A 16,373-nucleotide genomic window follows, 5' to 3' on the forward strand; every position below is an offset into this window, starting at 1 on the left:
GCCATGCGCGACGAAGAAGCGCCGCGCCTGGAGTTCCTGAACGGGAAACCGGGGGCCAAGGCCCTGCCGGACGGCAATCATGGGCGGATCATCGAATGGTTGACGCGCAGCTGCGTGCACCCCGACCCGGGAACTGGGTCCACTGATCCGAAGGCGGGAGAACACGGCGAAGAGCCGGGACCCCTCGTGCGGTCCCGGCTCTTCGCCGTGTGTGCGTGGGTGAGCCCGTCGCTCAAGCCGGCTTCTCCTCCAGGCGGGGGAACAGCACCGCGCCCTTCGTCACCGTCGCGCCCGCCGGCAGGAGGCCCCATGTGCCGGCGTCCTGGACGCGCTGATCGGACAGCGCACCCAGGGACGCCTCGGCGCCGAGGGAGTCCCACAGCTTCTGCGAGGTCTCCGGCATCACGGCGTTCAGCAGGACCGCGACACCGCGCAGCGACTCGGCCGCCGTGTAGAGGATCGTCGCGAGGCGGGCCTGGCCCTCGGGGGACGTGTCCTTGGCGACCTTCCAGGGCTCCTGCTCCGTGATGTAGCCGTTGACCTGCTTCACGAAGTCGAAGACCGCCAGGATGCCGGCCTGGAAGTCCAGCTCCTCGCCGATCTTCCGGTCGGCCGTGGCGACGGCCTTCGCCAGCCCCTCCTGGACCGCCTTCTCGGCGTCACCCGCGGCGGTGGCCTCCGGGAGCGCCCCGCCGAAGTACTTGCCGACCATGGCGGCCACGCGCGAGGCGAGGTTGCCGTAGTCATTGGCGAGTTCGGAGGTGTAGCGGGCGGAGAAGTCCTCCCAGGAGAACGAGCCGTCGCTGCCGAACGCGATGGCGCGCAGGAAGTACCAGCGGTAGGCGTCGACGCCGAAGTGCGAGGTCAGATCCTGCGGCTTGATGCCCGTCAGATTCGACTTCGACATCTTCTCGCCGCCGACCATCAGCCAGCCGTTCGCCGCGATCCGGCCGGGCAGCGGCAGACCCTGCGCCATCAGCATCGCGGGCCAGATCACCGCATGGAAGCGGAGGATGTCCTTGCCGACCAGGTGGACGTTGGCCGGGAAGGTCCCGTCGAACTTCTCCTGGTTGGCGCCGTAGCCGACCGCCGTGGCGTAGTTGAGCAGGGCGTCGACCCACACGTAGATGACGTGCTTCTCGTCCCACGGCACCGGGACGCCCCAGTCGAAGGTCGAGCGGGAGATGGAGAGGTCCTGCAGGCCCTGCCTGACGAAGTTCACGACCTCGTTGCGGGCGGACTCGGGCTGGATGAAGCCCGGGTTGTTCGCGTAGAACTCCATCAGCTTCGGGCCGTAGGCGCTCAGCTTGAAGAAGTAGTTCTCCTCCTTGAGGATCTCCACCGGCTTCTTGTGGATCGGGCACAGCTTGACGCCGTCCTCGTCCTCGATGAGGTCGCCGGGGAGCTTGTACTCCTCGCAGCCCACGCAGTACGGGCCCTCGTACCCGCCCTTGTAGATCTCGCCCTTGTCGTACAGGTCCTGCACGAACTCCTGCACCCGGTCGGTGTGCCGCTTCTCCGTCGTACGGATGAAGTCGTCGTTCGCGACGTTCAGGTGCTCCCAGAGGGGCTTCCACGCCTCCTCGACGAGCTTGTCGCACCACTCCTGCGGGGTGACGTCGTTCGCCTCGGCAGTGCGCATGATCTTCTGACCGTGCTCGTCCGTGCCGGTGAGGTACCACACCTTCTCGCCGCGCTGGCGATGCCAGCGCGTGAGCACGTCGCCTGCGACGGTCGTGTAGGCGTGGCCCAGGTGAGGAGCGTCGTTGACGTAGTAAATGGGGGTCGAGACGTAGTACGCCGTCGCCCCCTGCTTCTCGGATCCAGTGGCCGCCATGGTCGAAATCCTAACGGCCTGCGGAAGATCGACTCACACCGATAAACCGGGCCTCCGGTGCGGAGACCTTTGCGAAACATTCCTTCCGCTAGCAAAGACGCATCCTGGGAGGGAGTGGACACGCATGCACAAGGCAGGGGACATCACGATGCGGGTACTGGTCGCCGAGGACGAGGAGATCCTGGCGGAGCTGGTCGCTACCGGGCTGAGGCGGGCCGGATTCGCCGTCGACACGGTGTACAGCGGCGATGCCGCCCTCGCCTACCTGGGGCTGCACGACTACGACGTCGTCGTCCTCGACCGTGACCTGCCACGGGTGCATGGCGACGACGTGGCGCGGGGGCTGGTCGCCTCCGGCTCGCGGACCAGGATTCTGATGCTCACCGCCGCCGGTTCCATGGAGGACCGGGTCGCCGGCCTCGACCTCGGCGCCGATGACTACATGGGCAAGCCGTTCGACTTCCCCGAGCTGGTGTCGCGGGTACGGGCGCTGCGGCGGCGCAGCGCCCGCCCCGTGCCTCCGCAGCTGGAGCGGTACGGCATCCGGCTCGACACCGTACGGCGCACCGCTTCCCGGGAGGGGCGGGAGCTGGACCTCTCGCCGAAGGAGTTCTCGGTGCTGCAACTGCTGCTGGAGGCCGACGGCGCGACCGTCAGCGCGGAGGAACTGCTGGAGCGGGCCTGGGACGCCAACGCCGATCCGTTCACCGGCGCCGTCCGCGTCTGCATGAGCAAGCTGCGGGGGAAGCTCGGGGAACCGGCCCTGATCCGTACGGTGCAGGGTGTGGGGTACGCCCTGTGAAGCGCCCGTCGCGCGTTCCGGGTGTCCTGCGATTCCCTCGTCTTCTGCGGCTCCGTCGTCTCCTGCGCCCGCGCGTTCCTCGTGTTCTGCGCGTTCGTTGTGTCCCGCACTCCACGATCCGGAGGCGGATCGCCTTCGTGTACGGCGGGGTGTTCCTGGTGCTCGGGACGGCGCTGCTCACCACCGTCAACCTCGCCTCCCGCGCGGGTACGGACTCCCAGGCGCGCGACATCGCCCGCACGGCGGCGGTCGTCCAGCCCGGCTACGCGGTGAACGGCCCGATGGTCACCCGGCGGACTCTCGGGCCGCCCACCGTCTACGACCTCACCGACGACGTCAGCGATGCGGCCAGTCAGCAGCTGCTCGTGTGGTCCGTGGCCTCGCTGCTCGTCATGACGGCCTTCGCGGTCGGTGTGGGGTGGTGGATCGCGGGGCGGGTCCTGCGCCCCGTCCACGCCATGACGGCGAAGGCGCGCCGGCTGTCCGAGCACACCCTGCACGAACGGATCGCGTCCAGCGGCCCCGACGACGAGCTGAAAGAGCTCGGCGAGACGCTCGACGCGCTGCTGGCCCGGTTGGAGAAGGCGTTCGACAGTCAGCGCCGGTTCATCGCCAACGCCTCGCACGAACTGCGGACACCGCTCGCCACCCAGCGGGCCGCCATTCAGATCGGTCTGGACGACCCGACCCAGGAGGATCTCGTACGGACCCGGCAGACGCTCCTGGACAACAACCGGCGCAGCGAGCGGCTCATCGAGGGGCTGCTGGTCCTGGCGCGCAGCGAACGCGGGCTCGCGGCGAGCGAGCGGGAGGCGGTGGACCTCGCGCAGGTGGTGGCGGAGGAAGCGGCCAGGCACCCGGGCGTCGAGGTCGATGCCGGACCCTGTGCGGTACGGGGGAACCGGCTGCTGCTCGCCCAGCTGGTGGCGAATCTGCTGGCCAACGCCGTCACGTACAACGTGTCCGACGGGACGGTGGAGGTGTCCCTGGTGACGGCCGGCGACGGGGGACTGCTGGAGGTGCGCAACACCGGGCCCGTGGTGGACGCGGCGGACATCCCCGGGCTGTTCGAGCCGTTCCGGCGGGGTGAGGGCAAGGACCGGATGGGGCGGGGTTCCGGGCTCGGACTCTCGATTGTGCGTTCTATCGCGGTGGCTCACGGCGGTACGGTCACGGCGGTTCCGGGCCCCGAGGGCGGGCTCGCCGTGACCGTACGCCTGCCGGTGGATCAGTCCTCGGTCGCCGCTTCGCGGGCCGCGACCCAGGTGGGGAGAGCGGCCAGGACCTCGCGGTAGAACGTGGTGTCCGCGACCTCGCGGGGGGCGGGGCCCGCGTGGAAGAACCCGGCGTTCGGGGCGTCCAGCTTCCGCAGGAAGTCGAAGCCCTTCGCGTCCTCGTCGCCGAACGCGACGAACTGGAAGAACAGCGGCAGCCGTGCCGCCTCGGCCAGCGCCTGCTTGGCGGGCTGCTTGGCGTCCGGCGGGCCGTCGGTCTGGAAGATCACCAGGGCCGGGCCGGTCGCCTCCGACTTCTCGTAGTGCGCGACGACCTCTTCGACGGCGCGGTGGTAGCTCGTACGGCCGAGGCGGCCCAGACCCGCGTTCAACTCGTCGATCCGGCCCTCGTGCGAGGTGAGGTCGACCGTGCCGGTGCCGTCGATGTCGGTCGAGAAGAACACGACGGGGACGGTGGCCTTCTCGTCCAGGTGCGCGGCGAGGGCCAGGGTGCGGTCGCCCAGGTGCTGGGCGCTGCCGTCCTTGTAGAACGGCCGCATGGAGCCGGAGCGGTCGAGGACCAGGTAGACGGTGGCGCGCAGCCCGGTCAGCCCGTGCGCCTCCAGCCCGGCCCGGGCGGCCTCGTAGGAGTCGACGAGCCCGGGAGCACGGGACTTGACCTCGGCGAGGGGGAGAGCGGGCTCGGGGGCCGTGTCAGCCGCGGCCGCGGGAGCGAGCTCGGGGGCCGCAGGCTCCGGCTCCACCTCGGCCTCGGCCGGGGTCTCGGCTTCGGTGGCGACGGGGTTGGTCTCGGGCTCGGGCTTGGTGGCGACCGGCTCGGGCTCGGTCTCGGGCTTGGTGGCGACGGGCTCGGGGTTCGGCTCGGGCTCGACCTCGGTCAGGGTCTCGGCGGCGGGTGCAATCACCGGCTCGGGCTCGGCGGGGGCCTCGGGCTCGGCTTCGGTGGCGACGGGCTCGGTCTCGGGCTTGGCTTCGGTGGCGACGGGCTCGGCCTCGGCGGCGGGTGCCGCGTCCGGCTCAGTGAGAGCCTCGGGCGCCTTGACCGGCTCGGGCTCGGTCTCGGCGGTGACGGGCTCGGTCTCGGCGGCGGGTGCAATCACCGGCTCGGGCTCGTCGGGGGCCTCGACCTCGACTTCGGCTTCGACGGGCTGCGGCTCGGCGGAAGCCTCGACGTCGGCCGCGGCGGGTGCGGCCTCCGGCTCCGGCTCGGTCTCGGCGGCGACGGGCTCGGCGACGGGTGCAATCACCGGCTCGGGCTCGGGCTCGGCGGGGGCTTCGACCTTGGTTTCAGCGACGGCGGCGGGTGCGGCTTCCGGCTCGGCCTCGGTGGCAGGTGTGGTTTCCGACGCCGGCTCGGAGGGGGCCTCGACCTCGACCTCGACCTCGACTTCGGCTTCGGCGGGCTGAGGCTCGGCGGAAGCCTCGACGTCGACCGCGGCGGGTGCGGCCTCCGGCTCCGGCTCGGTCTCGTCAGCAGCAGGCGCGGCCTCCGGCTCGACCTCGGCGGCGGGTGCGGCCTCCGGTTCTGCCTGCGCAGTGGCCGGCTCGACCTCGACCTCGTCGGCGACGGGCTCGACCTCTGCTTTGCCGGTCTCCGCAGCCACCGGCTCCACAGCCTCGATCTCCGGCTCCGACGGCTTCGGTTTCGGGGCCGAACCCTGTGCCGGGACCGTGACGATGGACGCCTTGTCGAAGGCCGCTGCCACCAGGTCCGACGCCAAACCGCTGTTGCTGGTGGTGGACCGGGTAGAGGCGGGGGACGGTACCGAGGCCTTGGCGGCCGGGGCGGTTTCGCGTACCGGGGCGGTCTCCGCAGCCGGCTCGTCCGCCGTCACCGTGATCGGCTCCGACTCCGCGGGCGCTGTGCGTTCGGTCTGGGGCGGGACCGTGGCCGTCGGCGCCGGCGCGTCCTGCTCCGCGCGGTCGCGGCCGAACATCTTGCGCAGCAAGCTCCGAATGCCCATGGGCGAGGCCTTTCCCGTGAGTTGGGTGCGAGAAATGTCCGACCTGCGGGAATTCATCCCTGGCCAGGACGGATACGTAAGGTTAGCGGCCGGATCCGGCCGTTCGGCGGTGCGGCCCGCCCGTGGGACAACTGAGCCGAAGCCGATCCCCGACCACGTCCTGTGCGCATGCCGTACGGGCCTGATGTACGTCGTTCAAATGTGCCCACCCGGTTCCGAGCTGCTTCGGCTCATCCGCATGACCTGACCCGACGGGCGTGCCCCGAGGGCGTGTTTCGAAAGTCCCGTCCGGCCGGGGGCGTCCGGCACGCACCAGACGCCCCCGGCCCCGCCCTGCGGGCGGACGAAGCTGCTTTCGAAACACGCCCTAGAGTCGGTTGCATGGTTTCCGGTGAGGCGCCGCAGGTGGATGGAAGCGTTCGGGTCGACGTCTGGATCTGGTCGGTCCGGCTGACGAAGACCCGTTCGCAGGCCGCTGCCGCCTGCCGCGCGGGACATGTGAAGGTTGCCGGCGAGCGCGCCAAGCCCGCCCAGGCGTTGCACGTCGGCGACGAGGTACGGCTCCGGCACGCGGGCCGGGACCGGATCGTCGTCGTGTCGAAGATTGTGAAGAAGAGGGTCGGCCCTCCGGTGGTGGCGGAGTGCTTCATCGACAACAGCCCGCCTCCGCCACCGCGCGAGGCGGCGATCCAGGTTCCGGTGCGGGACAGGGGCGCGGGGCGGCCGACGAAGCGGGACCGGCGGGAGATGGATCGGTTGCGGGGGGCCGGCCCCACGGGGTGACCGGAGCTGCCCCGTGGCCCTCAAGTGCCGGACGGGCTTGTTTGCTCAGCGTCCAGGGGCGGTTGGGTGCGTCTGCGTCCGGATTCGTGGGGGCTCAGAGCACGATGACGGTCTTTCCGCGTGCGCCGCCCGTCCGGTTCCGGTCGAGAGCCTGCGGGGCTTTCTCCAGCGGGAGTTCGGTGTCGATGGGCACGCGCAGTACGCCCTCGGCGGCCCCCTCCGCCAGGACGTCGAGCAGGACCGGGGTGGGTTCGAGCCGGAAGTCGATGCCGGTCACGCCCGGGGGGAGCGCGGCCCCGGCGGCGACGCCCCGCGTGGTGAGAGCGATCCCTCCGCCGCGTACCGGCGCGGCACGGGCGGCGAAGGCGGCCGGGGTGGTGGAGACCAGGTCGACGAGTGCGTCGACGCCGTCCGGGCAGGCCTCCCGTACCGCCGCTTCGAGGGAGCGGCTCGTGGTGTCGATCGTGACGGTGGCGCCCAGGGCCGCCATCCGCCTGTGTTCGTCGCCGCGCACGGCTGCGAGCACGCGTACGTCGCGGGCCGACGCGAACTGGGTCAGATAGCTGCCGACGCCGCCCGCCGCGCCGATGACCAGCAGGCTCTCGTGGCCGCGGAGCACCGCGGTCTCCAGGATCTGGGCGGCCGTCATCCCGGCGGACGGCAGTGCCGCCGCCGTACGGAGGGGGAGGCCGTCCGGGACGAAGGTGATGGCGGAGTCCTGCGGTACGGACACGTAGTCGCAGTAGGTACCGGCGGCGGCCGTCGGCCCGGCGACCCGGCCGAAGACATTGTCGCCGACCCGGAAACGGTTCCCGCCGCTGCCGATCATGTCCACCCGGCCCGCGAAGTCCACGCCGACAACCAGCGGGAACACCCTCGGGGCGGGGTCGTCGTCCAGGGAGCCCTGTGCGGCCTGCCAGTCGCACGGGTTGAGTGCGGCGTACTCGATCCTGACCCGTACCTCACCGGCTTCCGGCTCGGGCTTGGGTATCTCGACCAGTGCGGGGTCGGCCCGGAATGCGCTGACGGCTATGGCTCGCATGTGGAAGACCTCTCAGTCGTCCCCGATCCGGCAGTCACCAGAACCACTCTTCCCCGGCCCGCCCGGCGCCGCACGTCGAACCGGGTCCGCTACGGGCGCTGCCCGCCGCCGTGCACTGTGCGCGCCGCCCACAGCCGCCCGAGCACCGCGCACAGCGCCACCGCCAGCCCAGCGGCGAACACGATCCACACCGTCGTACGCAGCGAGCTCGTCAGCGCGTCGTACACCGCCGCCACACTGCCCCTCTCGCCGTCCGGCACCTCGGACAGCACCCGGTCGCGAGCGACCGCGATCACCGCGCGCAGCACGAGTGCCCCCAGCGCGAAACCGAACCCGGCCACCGCGGTGGCCGAGAGCGCGGCGAGCGCGGAACGCCCGCGCCCCGGTCCGCCGCGCACCCAGGCCACGACCACGGTCAGGACGGCGAACACGACCGTGGCCACGGCGGGCCAGATGCTGCCGGTCCGCAGCCACCAAAAAGTCTGGCGCAACTGGTCGGCGCGGTCGGCGGAGACGATCGTGATGTCGGTGTGCTGGACCGGGATCCGGTCGGCGAACGGCACCCCGTTCTCCTCCAGGTTCTGTTTGATCTGCTCCGTCATCGGCGCCAGATCGATGGTCACGGCCTCTCCGGTCTTGCCGTTCAGCGCGGCGGTCACGGCTTCGTGGGCGGTGCGGTTGGCGCTGTTCCATGCGGTCCGGAAAGTGTCGGTGGTGGTGAAGGACATCACCGCCTCGTGCAGGACGTCCCGCACGGTGCTCTGGAGCGGCCCGGCGTCGATCTGCTTCATCGCCCCGTCGGTGATGAGGTCGCTGACGGTGCTCCGCACCTCGGGGTCGGAGGCGAGCGGGGCCACCGCCGCGACGTAACGGTCCGTGTTGTCGATCTCCAGATCCACCCAGGCGGAGAGTGCGCTCAGCGGGACGAGCACGGCGAGCAGCACCAGCACCACCACCGCCAGAGCCGCCGAGAGATACGTCCGCACCTCTCCAGGGAATCCCGTACGGGAGCGGCGCGCCCAGGGCCCTACGCCATCCGAGTTGCCGGGCGGCGCGGCCGGGTGTGCCCTGGAGGGAAAAGGGGCGACGGAAGGAGTCCTCCGCCATGGCCACTCATGCAGCGACGCCGACCCGCAGACGGACCGGGGCCAGGACAGGTGAACGTCGGCACAGCGCGCTCGCCTGGGCCATACCCGTCACGCTGGGCGCGGCGTACGGCCTCTACGCGTCGTTCATCCTCCGCAACAACGGCGCGAGCGGCGGCCGGCAGTTCTGGTACGGCCTGATCTGTGCGGTGGTGCTCGCCGTTCTCTGCTTCGGGCTGGGCCGGATTCAGCACACCATGATCCCGCTCGCTCGGGCAGTGGCGTACGGCGCGCTGACATCCGCGGCGATCGGCCTGCTGGTGGGACTGACCAATTCGAGCGTGCTGCGGTCCTCGGCGCTGGGACTGACGGTCGGCCTCGGGATGTTCATCACCACGTTCTACATCTTCTACACGAGAGAGAGGACGTGAGCGTGTCTCCCGCATCTCCCGTCCAGGTATGGGGGTGCGCCGACATGAGGACGGGCCCGCACAGGGCGCGGGCCCGTCCTCATGTCGCCTCGTCTGCCGCGCGGTTGCGGTCAGTCGCGTACGACCGTCACCGGGCACGGTGCGTGCTGGGTGACATGGAGGCTGACCGAGCCGAGCAGGGTCGCCTTGAAGCCGCTGTAGCCGCGAGCCCCGACGACCAGCAGGTTCGCACCCTTGGCGCGCTCCAGCAGGGATTGGGCCGGGTTGCCGATCACCACGACCTTGCTGACTGCGGCCGCGCCCTCGGCGCCCAGGGCCTCTTCCAGCGCTTCGGTGAGGGACACGGTCGCCACGGCCTGCGGGTCGAAGTCCTCCGGCATGCCCGGCATCATGGACGCCCAGCTGGTCGCGGGGTACTCCCAGCTGTTGACGGCCTCCACCGTGTCACCGGTCAGTTCCGCCTGGCGTACGGCCCAGTGCAGTGCCTTGATCGACGACTCGGAGCCGTCAACGCCCACCACGATCCTGCCCATCTCTGCCTCCAGCTCGGTTCGGCTCAGTGCGCAGAGGCGTGGTGCGAGAAAATTTCGCACCACGCATCTTTCGTTCCAACTCTAATCAAACCGGACAGGGCTTTGGGTGGCGGGGGCCTTGGCCCGGCCGAGGATCGACTCGGTCCGGTCGGGGTCGACTTGGTCCGATCGGGGCCGGGCGGCGCCGGCCGTGCGGGGTCGCGGTGAAGGGCTGCAGCGGCGTACGGAACTTGCCCTCCCCGTCGACGGCGTCCTTGCGCCACAGTTTGTGCAGCAGGGCGTAGTGCTCGATGGCGAGCGGGATGCCCTGGCGGATGTCCTTGCCGAACCACGGGTGGACAGGGCCGTCTCCGACGGTGAAGATCCCGAACTTCATGGCGCCCGCCTTCATTGTTGTTGAATATTAAACCATCTGGTCGCACTCTCCAACGGGGCAAACCCCTGGTCCATTCCGCCGGGGAGGACTGGGATGGTGCGTACCCTGGACGGGTTGCGGAGGCCGGTCGCGCCTCTGCCGGGCGGAGGCAGGGCTGTGGGCGGGAGTGGCGAGAGCGAGCGCTGGAAGGAACGCGGCGTTGCCCTGCGCGTCTTCGTCTACGTCTTCGCCACGCACCTCTTCGCGGGCTTCATCTGGATCCTCTTCTACGTGGGCGAGCACGCCAAGAAGTAAGCGGAGCGGAGGCCGCGACGCAGTACGACCGCGATCGAGCAGGGGCGTCGCCCGGCTTCCCTGGCCCGGGTCGAGGACGTCCATCCCGGCGGGGGCGTAGGCCTTCGGTCGCAGGAGATCGGTCGCGGGGACCGGGAAGTTGTGCCGATGCGGGCGAGAGAGCTGGATGCCTACGCTGCGGGCTCGGTGCGCAGACGGGCGTGCCGCTGTCGAGGAAGGAACACCACCATGCCGTTCACCGGCCAGAGCCATGTTCGTCTTGCCCGGCCGTCCCGTGATCTCATCGCGGCTGAGCGGTTCTGGGTGGGGGGACTCGGACTGACGGTCCTGTTCCGCGCCGAAGGGAGCCGCGAGCCCGGGGCGCACGATCTGCTCATGGTGGGACACCCGGACGCGTCCTGGCACCTCGAACTCGTCCACGGCGGCGACCACCCCGCCCGACCCCGCCCCACCGACGAGGACCTGCTCGTCCTCTACCTCGACGGGCCCGTGCCCCAGGAGATGGTGGACCGGCTTGAGGAGCACGGGGGCAAGCGCGTCCTGTCGCCGAATCCGTACTGGAACGAGTGGGGTGTCACCGTCGAGGACCCGGACGGGTACCGGCTCGTCCTCTGCGCGCGTGACTGGCCCAACTCCTGAGGATCCCGGACGGACTGTGCGAGGGGGAGGCTGTCGCACGAACCGGCGTCACGCCGCAGCCGGCGCGATCCGGCGCAGGGGCTTGTTCACGGGCGCACCACCTGGGTCATCTCGGCGTCGGGGTTGGGGGCGGGGGCGGGCGCGGGGCGGCGTGCGGTGTCGCTGATGCGGATCAGGATGCCGACGAGGGCCCAGTTGGCGATGACGGAAGAACCGCCGTACGCCAGGAACGGCATCGTCATACCGGTCAGCGGGATCAGGCCCATCACACCGCCGGCGACGACGAATACCTGCAGCGCGAACGCGCCCGACAGGCCGATGGCGAGCAGCTTGCCGAACGGGTCGCGGGCCGCGAGGGCGGTGCGTACGCCGCGCTCCACGATCAGGCCGTAGATCAGCAGGATCGCCATGATGCCCGTCAGACCCAGTTCCTCGCCGAAGGTGGCGAGGATGAAGTCGGAGTTGGAGGCGAACCGGATGAGGTCGGAGCGGCCCTGGCCGAGGCCGGTGCCGAGGGTGCCGCCGGAGCCGAACGCCCACAGCGCCTGCATCGACTGCTCGGAGTGACCGAGCACGTCCTGGCGGCTGAGCATGTACTCGCGCATGGGGTCGAGCCAGGCCTGGACACGTTGCTGGACGTGCGGCTCGAAGGAGGAGACACCGACGGCGCCGGCCGCGGACATCAGCAGCCCGAAGACGATCCAGCTGGTCCGCTCGGTGGCGGCGTACAGCATGATGACGAACATTCCGAAGAACAGCAGCGATGTGCCGAGGTCGGTCTCGAAGACCAGGATCAGGATCGAGAGGAACCAGATGACCAGGATCGGGCCGAGGTCGCGGCCGCGCGGCAGGTGCAGGCCCATGAAGCGGCGGCTGGCCAGGGCCAGCGCGTCGCGCTTGACCATCAGATAGCCGGCGAAGAAGACCGCGAGCGCAATCTTCGCGAACTCACCGGGCTGAATGCTGAAGCTGCCGACGTGGATCCAGATCTTGGCCCCGTATATGTTGGCGCCCAGGCCCGGGACCAGCGGAAGCAGTAGCAGGAACAGCGCGCTCACCATGGATATGTAGGTGTAGCGCTGCAGGACGCGGTGGTCCTTGAGGAACATCAGCACCAGGATGAACAGCGCGATGCCCATCGCCGTGTACATCAGCTGCCGTGGCGCGGCTGTTCCCGCCTGCTTGATCGACTTCAGCAGCTCGGACTGGTCCAGCCGCCAGATGACGACCAGGCCGAGCCCATTCAGCAGCGTGGCCAGCGGCAGCAGCAGCGGGTCCGCGTACGGCGCGGACTTCCGTACGACGAGATGGGCGATGCCGGCCAGGAGGCCCAGGCCCAGGCCGTAGCTCAGCAGACCGGACGGCACCCGGTTGTTGATGGCCAGGCCCACGTTGGCGTAGGCGAACACGGGGACGGCGACGGCGAACAACAGCAGTGCGAGCTCGGTGTTGCGCCGGCTTGGCGCGCCGACCGTCGACGTGCGGTGCGTCGACGTGTTCGTGGTGATGCTCATCGTGTGACAGGGCCTCTCACGGCTTGCCTACTGCTGACTGAGTCGAGTGAGTCGGCGGCGCTGCGGCCTTGGATGTCGTCTTAGACGTGAAGAAAGCGTGTGTGGTTCCTGTGGTGCCCGTGGTACCGCCGGTCTTGCCCTCGCAGGCGCTCCTTACAGTCGCAGACGTGGAGAAGAGTCAGCGTGAGGCCGGGAAGGCATCCTCCTTCACTGCGGTCAGGAACGTCGACCACGTAGAGGGGTTGAAGGCCAGGGCGGGGCCGTGAGCAGCCTTGCTGTCGCGGACGACAGTGCTGGTGCCGGTGCCCAGCAGTCCGGTTTCGACGCAGTCGCTGTTGGCCCCACTGTGACGTGACTTGTGCCATGAGACGTTGACGGTGGCAGCGTCGGCGATGGGCGTTCTCACGTGCTGGCTTCCTTCTTGCTGGCGATGAGGGACAACGACTGGTCGAACGACAGAGCCGAAGCGGTCAGCCGCTCGAACGCCTCCGCGTAGCGTTCCACATCGGGGGTGTCCTCGACATAGAGACTGCTGTCGAGATGTTCGAGCAGCACCACATCGAGTCCCGGTTGGCCGAAGCCGAGCAAGGTGAAGCCGCCTGCCATGCCTGGGTTCAACTCGGCATGAAGAGGCAGGACTTGGATGCGTACATGCGGATAGACCGCGATGTCCAGCAGGCGCTGGAGTTGGTCCCGCATGATGGACGGATCGGGCGTCCGGGCCATCAAGGCCGCTTCATGGACGATCGCTCGTAGCTTCAGTGGCTTGGGTCGGCTGAGGACGGATTGCCTGGCCATGCGCACCTCGACCAGCGGGCTGATCTCCTCGGTCGTCGCTGTCATACTCACTGCGCCGATCACTGCCCGGGCGTATGCGGCCGTCTGTAAGAGGCCGGGGATGAAGAGAGGCTGGAACGTCGAGACGGACGAGGCATCGGACTCCAGGCTGATCAAATCGGCGTATACGGAGGAGAGTTCGTAGCTCTGCCACCAGCCGCGCCTTCTGCCGTCGTTCGCGAGCGTCAGCAGGAAGCTGCCGACCTCGGTACCCGCCGCACCGTATAGGTCGATCAGGAGCTCCACGTCGACCGGCCGCGCGCCACGGGTTGCGCTTTCGATCCGTGAAACCTTGGACGCACTGAGCCCGGAACGGGATTCGACCTCTTCAAGTGTCAGTTTTGCCGCTTCTCGAAGGCGGCGCAGTTCCAGGCCGAGCCTGCGACGTCGCACAGTCGGTTCCGTCATGACGGTGGTGCCCCCTCGCAATTCCCTGTGGGTGCCCAGCTTTCGCGGTGACTGCACCCAGTGACTCCATGCTTGCACAGAGGCACCATCGCTAGAAAGATTGGCAATATTGCCAATCCTCTGGTTCTGCTTGCCATTCGTGTGGTGTGACATCACTCCGATGGCAAGAGTGGTACGCGTCTCGTCGCTGTACGTAGTGGCCGACGCTGTTTGCAGGCGTGCCGAGGTCTGCCACTGAGGAACCCCGCGACCGTGCGACCGGTCCGGGGGCGTGGTCAACGCTTACAAGAAGTGTCGACCTGCTGAACCCTATCTCCCGCTTTCTCTCGTTGTTCCGGCGTTTTTCAATTCGGCCCCCGGAGGTGATCGACCGGCCGACGAACGCGTAAGCCCTTGCTTCCCTGCACGCGCCAGGTACCAACTCGACGCCGAGCAAGCGGAGTACGCGCGTACGGGGCGCGGCGCGGGCCGGGAAAGGTCGTGTGGGCCGAGCTCGCTCCCGTTAAACTCGGCCCATGACCTCCGTACCGTGCCGAAACTGGTGGCGCTCCTCCTAGGAGCGGCCACCTCCATCTGCACGGAAACAGGGCCGTTCGAAACGGACGGCCCATTTCTCTGCCCTCGTACGGGTACGGATGCCGATCCCGGCGGGCCGTCCTCCACGCAACCAGCACACGCGAGGAGAGCCCCATGACCACCGCCACAGCCACTACCGCCGACTCCGCCGATGCCGCCGAGTCCGCCCGGCGACGCAGCGCCGAGCTGGAGCAGCGGATTCAGCGGGAACCCGGCCGGTTCCGGGTGATGACCGGGGACCGGCCCACCGGGCCGCTGCACCTCGGGCATTACTTCGGCACCCTCCACAACCGCGTCCGGCTCCAGGATCTCGGGGTGGACGTCTTCGTGATCATCGCCGACTACCAGGTGCTCACCGACCGGGATCTCGCCGACCGGCTCTGCGAGCACATGGAGGGGATGCTGCTGGACTATCTGGCCGTCGGTATCGACGCCGAACGCGCGACGATCTTCAACCACAGTGCCGTGCCCGCGCTCAACCAGTTGATGCTGCCCTTCCTCAGCCTCGTCTCCGTCGCCGAGCTGAACCGCAACCCCACCGTCAAGGACGAGATCGCTCACTCCCGGCAGTCCGCCGTCAGCGGGCTGATGTTCACGTATCCCGTGCACCAGGCTGCCGACATCCTGTTCTGCAAGGGCAACCTCGTCCCCGTCGGGCAGGACCAGCTGCCGCACCTCGAAGTGACGCGGACCGTCGCCCGCCGCTTCAACGAACGGTACGGGGCGGTCTTCCCGGAGCCGGACGCGCTGCTCTCCGCCGCGCCGCTGCTGCTCGGTACCGACGGCACCAAGATGAGCAAGAGCCGGGGCAACTCCATCGCGCTCGGCGCCTCCGCCGACGAGACGGCGCGGCTGATCCGCGGGGCGAAGACGGACGCCGACCGGCGCATCACGTACGAGCCGGAGACGCGGCCCGAGGTGTCGGGGCTGGTGCTGCTGGCCGCGCTCTGCCTGGACCGTGATCCGCACACCGTGGCCGAGGAGATCGGCGGCGGGGGTGCCGCCGCGCTCAAGCGGACGGTGACCGATGCCGTCAACAGCCGGATGGCGCCGATCCGGGCCCGGCGGGCCGAGTACGCGCAGGACATGGCGTACGTACGGTCGGTGCTCCGGGCCGGCAACGAGCGCGCCAACGAGATCGCCGAGGTGACGCTGGACGAGGTGCGCGGGGTGATGGGGGGAGTGCTGTAGCGGCGCACGGCCGGGGGTGGCCGGGCCTGGCCGGTTGGCGCGGTCCGATATCACGCAGTTGCAAGGCAACCTTTCGAGCATGCACTCCCTCTCCCGTTCCGACGAGATCACAGGGTGAACGGCCGTACCGATGTGGGTGGTTGTGGCCTCACACCGCTGAAAATGAGGAGAATCATGAGGGTGAGAACTGGTGTGACCGGGCTGGTGGCCGCTGCCTGCGCGGGCGTCCTCCTGGCACCGTCCCCGGCCGGCGCGGCCCAGGCCCCCGAATCCTCTCGGGCCAAGGCCGGTTCCTACTGCGTCGTCAAGGTCAGTGCGGGGAAAACCACCTGCTATGACACCTTCCGTGAATACATGGCCGCGATGACCGGCGGCCGGATCACCGACGCCCCGGCCCCGGAGAAGGCTGCCACGGACAAGAAGTTCCAGGCCCGGCTGAACGCGCTTCCTGGGACGATGAGCTACATGGGCGCCGAGCTTTACGAGAACGGCCACTTCGGTGGCCGTGTTACCGGATGGGCGCTCGCCGAGCCGTGCAAGAACGACGGTAAGTGGGATGCCCAGATCAGCGACCTCGACGCCCTGAACTTCGATGACATCACCAGCTCCGTGAAGACGTGGAACAACTGTTATATCGAGCTGTACGCGAGCGCCAATTTCAAAGGGATACACAACACCTATGACGTAGCGGACTGGGTCGGCGAAGCGATGAACGACCAGGCCACCTCTTACAGGCTGAAGGCCCGGGGGGAGGCCATCAACTGAAGTTGTTCCGCGAGGTCCGAGAGCCGCGCAGCGCACTGCGGCGCCGGATCCGGCGGATGGC

The 16,373-nt window shown here is 69.2% G+C and carries 17 protein-coding genes; 8 read left to right on the forward strand and 9 right to left on the reverse strand.

Annotated features, from left to right (window positions below):
• Positions 1–232 precede the first annotated feature (232 nt).
• Positions 233–1,837 carry a methionine--tRNA ligase gene (metG, locus tag ACH4EW_RS06470; RefSeq protein ID WP_398252236.1) on the reverse strand — a complete coding sequence of 535 codons (1,605 nt, stop codon included), beginning with the start codon at positions 1,835–1,837 and terminating at the stop codon, positions 233–235.
• 148 nt (positions 1,838–1,985) lie between these two features.
• On the opposite strand from metG, the gene ACH4EW_RS06475 reads away from it, so the two are divergent.
• Together ACH4EW_RS06475 and ACH4EW_RS06480 are read left to right on the forward strand one after the other, a co-directional pair.
• Positions 1,986–2,639 carry a response regulator transcription factor gene (locus ACH4EW_RS06475; protein ID WP_398253306.1) on the forward strand — a complete coding sequence of 218 codons (654 nt, stop codon included), beginning with the start codon at positions 1,986–1,988 and terminating at the stop codon, positions 2,637–2,639.
• A 62-nt stretch (positions 2,640–2,701) separates the two neighbouring features.
• Entirely contained in the window at positions 2,702–3,934 is a 1,233-nt protein-coding gene (locus tag ACH4EW_RS06480; RefSeq protein ID WP_398253309.1) for a sensor histidine kinase, read from the forward strand.
• On the opposite strand, the gene ACH4EW_RS06485 is transcribed toward ACH4EW_RS06480, so the two are convergent.
• Entirely contained in the window at positions 3,868–5,838 is a 1,971-nt protein-coding gene (locus ACH4EW_RS06485; RefSeq protein ID WP_398252239.1) for a VWA domain-containing protein, read from the reverse strand. The two genes, ACH4EW_RS06480 and ACH4EW_RS06485, sit on opposite strands and share 67 nt — an antisense overlap.
• A gap of 381 nt (positions 5,839–6,219) precedes the next feature.
• On the opposite strand from ACH4EW_RS06485, the gene ACH4EW_RS06490 reads away from it, so the two are divergent.
• Positions 6,220–6,621, forward strand: a complete 402-nt coding sequence (locus ACH4EW_RS06490) for an RNA-binding S4 domain-containing protein (protein ID WP_398252242.1) — start codon at positions 6,220–6,222, stop codon at positions 6,619–6,621.
• Between the two features lie 94 nt (positions 6,622–6,715).
• Here ACH4EW_RS06490 and ACH4EW_RS06495 read toward each other — a convergent pair whose 3' ends face one another.
• Both ACH4EW_RS06495 and ACH4EW_RS06500 read right to left on the reverse strand, forming a co-directional pair.
• A complete protein-coding gene (locus ACH4EW_RS06495; RefSeq protein WP_398252245.1) occupies positions 6,716–7,663 on the reverse strand; it encodes an NADP-dependent oxidoreductase in 948 nt (315 codons plus the stop codon).
• A gap of 89 nt (positions 7,664–7,752) precedes the next feature.
• On the reverse strand, positions 7,753–8,649 hold the full coding sequence (locus ACH4EW_RS06500) for a hypothetical protein (RefSeq protein WP_398252248.1): 897 nt from the start codon (positions 8,647–8,649) through the stop codon (positions 7,753–7,755).
• Between the two features lie 119 nt (positions 8,650–8,768).
• Here ACH4EW_RS06500 and ACH4EW_RS06505 point away from each other — a divergent pair, with 119 nt between their 5' ends.
• Positions 8,769–9,179: a hypothetical protein gene (locus ACH4EW_RS06505; protein WP_398252251.1), complete on the forward strand. Its 411-nt coding sequence runs from the start codon at positions 8,769–8,771 to the stop codon at positions 9,177–9,179.
• A gap of 110 nt (positions 9,180–9,289) precedes the next feature.
• Here the strand turns inward: ACH4EW_RS06505 and ACH4EW_RS06510 are convergent, their stop codons facing one another.
• A complete protein-coding gene (locus ACH4EW_RS06510) occupies positions 9,290–9,712 on the reverse strand; it encodes a universal stress protein (protein WP_327274239.1) in 423 nt (140 codons plus the stop codon).
• An 85-nt stretch (positions 9,713–9,797) separates the two neighbouring features.
• A complete protein-coding gene (locus tag ACH4EW_RS06515) occupies positions 9,798–10,103 on the reverse strand; it encodes an LLM class flavin-dependent oxidoreductase (protein WP_398252254.1) in 306 nt (101 codons plus the stop codon).
• Between the two features lie 141 nt (positions 10,104–10,244).
• Here ACH4EW_RS06515 and ACH4EW_RS06520 point away from each other — a divergent pair, with 141 nt between their 5' ends.
• Together ACH4EW_RS06520 and ACH4EW_RS06525 are read left to right on the forward strand one after the other, a co-directional pair.
• Positions 10,245–10,382 (forward strand): DUF6126 family protein, encoded by a 138-nt coding sequence (locus ACH4EW_RS06520; protein WP_398253312.1) that lies wholly within the window; start codon positions 10,245–10,247, stop codon positions 10,380–10,382.
• Positions 10,383–10,610: 228 nt separating this feature from the next.
• On the forward strand, positions 10,611–11,021 hold the full coding sequence (locus ACH4EW_RS06525) for a VOC family protein (RefSeq protein WP_398252257.1): 411 nt from the start codon (positions 10,611–10,613) through the stop codon (positions 11,019–11,021).
• Between the two features lie 86 nt (positions 11,022–11,107).
• On the opposite strand, the gene ACH4EW_RS06530 is transcribed toward ACH4EW_RS06525, so the two are convergent.
• The 3 genes from ACH4EW_RS06530 to ACH4EW_RS06540 form a co-directional block, all read right to left on the reverse strand.
• Positions 11,108–12,535 carry an FtsW/RodA/SpoVE family cell cycle protein gene (locus tag ACH4EW_RS06530; protein ID WP_398252260.1) on the reverse strand — a complete coding sequence of 476 codons (1,428 nt, stop codon included), beginning with the start codon at positions 12,533–12,535 and terminating at the stop codon, positions 11,108–11,110.
• Positions 12,536–12,713: 178 nt separating this feature from the next.
• The gene (locus tag ACH4EW_RS06535; RefSeq protein WP_398252263.1) at positions 12,714–12,941 is read right to left on the reverse strand and encodes a DUF397 domain-containing protein; all 228 of its coding nucleotides are present in this window, start codon (positions 12,939–12,941) and stop codon (positions 12,714–12,716) included.
• Positions 12,938–13,933: a helix-turn-helix domain-containing protein gene (locus ACH4EW_RS06540; RefSeq protein WP_398252265.1), complete on the reverse strand. Its 996-nt coding sequence runs from the start codon at positions 13,931–13,933 to the stop codon at positions 12,938–12,940. Before ACH4EW_RS06540 ends, ACH4EW_RS06535 begins: the two co-directional genes overlap by 4 nt.
• 537 nt (positions 13,934–14,470) lie before the next feature.
• On the opposite strand from ACH4EW_RS06540, the gene trpS reads away from it, so the two are divergent.
• Together trpS and ACH4EW_RS06550 are read left to right on the forward strand one after the other, a co-directional pair.
• Positions 14,471–15,547 (forward strand): tryptophan--tRNA ligase, encoded by a 1,077-nt coding sequence (gene trpS, locus ACH4EW_RS06545; RefSeq protein ID WP_398252268.1) that lies wholly within the window; start codon positions 14,471–14,473, stop codon positions 15,545–15,547.
• A 174-nt stretch (positions 15,548–15,721) separates the two neighbouring features.
• Positions 15,722–16,312 (forward strand): hypothetical protein, encoded by a 591-nt coding sequence (locus ACH4EW_RS06550; RefSeq protein ID WP_398252271.1) that lies wholly within the window; start codon positions 15,722–15,724, stop codon positions 16,310–16,312.
• Positions 16,313–16,373 lie beyond the last annotated feature (61 nt).

Source organism: Streptomyces sp. NPDC018000 (genome assembly GCF_044328025.1).
Classification (GTDB): Bacteria; Actinomycetota; Actinomycetes; order Streptomycetales; family Streptomycetaceae; genus Streptomyces.

What these genes read in the sequence shown, in the direction of transcription:
- metG (WP_398252236.1), bottom strand. Translation starts at nt 1,837, where the DNA reads ATGGCGGCCACTGGATCCGAGAAGCAGGGGGCGACGGCGTACTACGTC.
- ACH4EW_RS06475 (WP_398253306.1), top strand. Translation starts at nt 1,986, where the DNA reads ATGCGGGTACTGGTCGCCGAGGACGAGGAGATCCTGGCGGAGCTGGTC.
- ACH4EW_RS06485 (WP_398252239.1), bottom strand. Translation starts at nt 5,838, where the DNA reads ATGGGCATTCGGAGCTTGCTGCGCAAGATGTTCGGCCGCGACCGCGCG.
- ACH4EW_RS06490 (WP_398252242.1), top strand. Translation starts at nt 6,220, where the DNA reads ATGGTTTCCGGTGAGGCGCCGCAGGTGGATGGAAGCGTTCGGGTCGAC.
- ACH4EW_RS06495 (WP_398252245.1), bottom strand. Translation starts at nt 7,663, where the DNA reads ATGCGAGCCATAGCCGTCAGCGCATTCCGGGCCGACCCCGCACTGGTC.
- ACH4EW_RS06505 (WP_398252251.1), top strand. Translation starts at nt 8,769, where the DNA reads ATGGCCACTCATGCAGCGACGCCGACCCGCAGACGGACCGGGGCCAGG.
- ACH4EW_RS06510 (WP_327274239.1), bottom strand. Translation starts at nt 9,712, where the DNA reads ATGGGCAGGATCGTGGTGGGCGTTGACGGCTCCGAGTCGTCGATCAAG.
- ACH4EW_RS06515 (WP_398252254.1), bottom strand. Translation starts at nt 10,103, where the DNA reads ATGAAGGCGGGCGCCATGAAGTTCGGGATCTTCACCGTCGGAGACGGC.
- ACH4EW_RS06525 (WP_398252257.1), top strand. Translation starts at nt 10,611, where the DNA reads ATGCCGTTCACCGGCCAGAGCCATGTTCGTCTTGCCCGGCCGTCCCGT.
- ACH4EW_RS06530 (WP_398252260.1), bottom strand. Translation starts at nt 12,535, where the DNA reads ATGAGCATCACCACGAACACGTCGACGCACCGCACGTCGACGGTCGGC.
- ACH4EW_RS06540 (WP_398252265.1), bottom strand. Translation starts at nt 13,933, where the DNA reads ATGTCACACCACACGAATGGCAAGCAGAACCAGAGGATTGGCAATATT.
- trpS (WP_398252268.1), top strand. Translation starts at nt 14,471, where the DNA reads ATGACCACCGCCACAGCCACTACCGCCGACTCCGCCGATGCCGCCGAG.
- ACH4EW_RS06550 (WP_398252271.1), top strand. Translation starts at nt 15,722, where the DNA reads ATGAGGGTGAGAACTGGTGTGACCGGGCTGGTGGCCGCTGCCTGCGCG.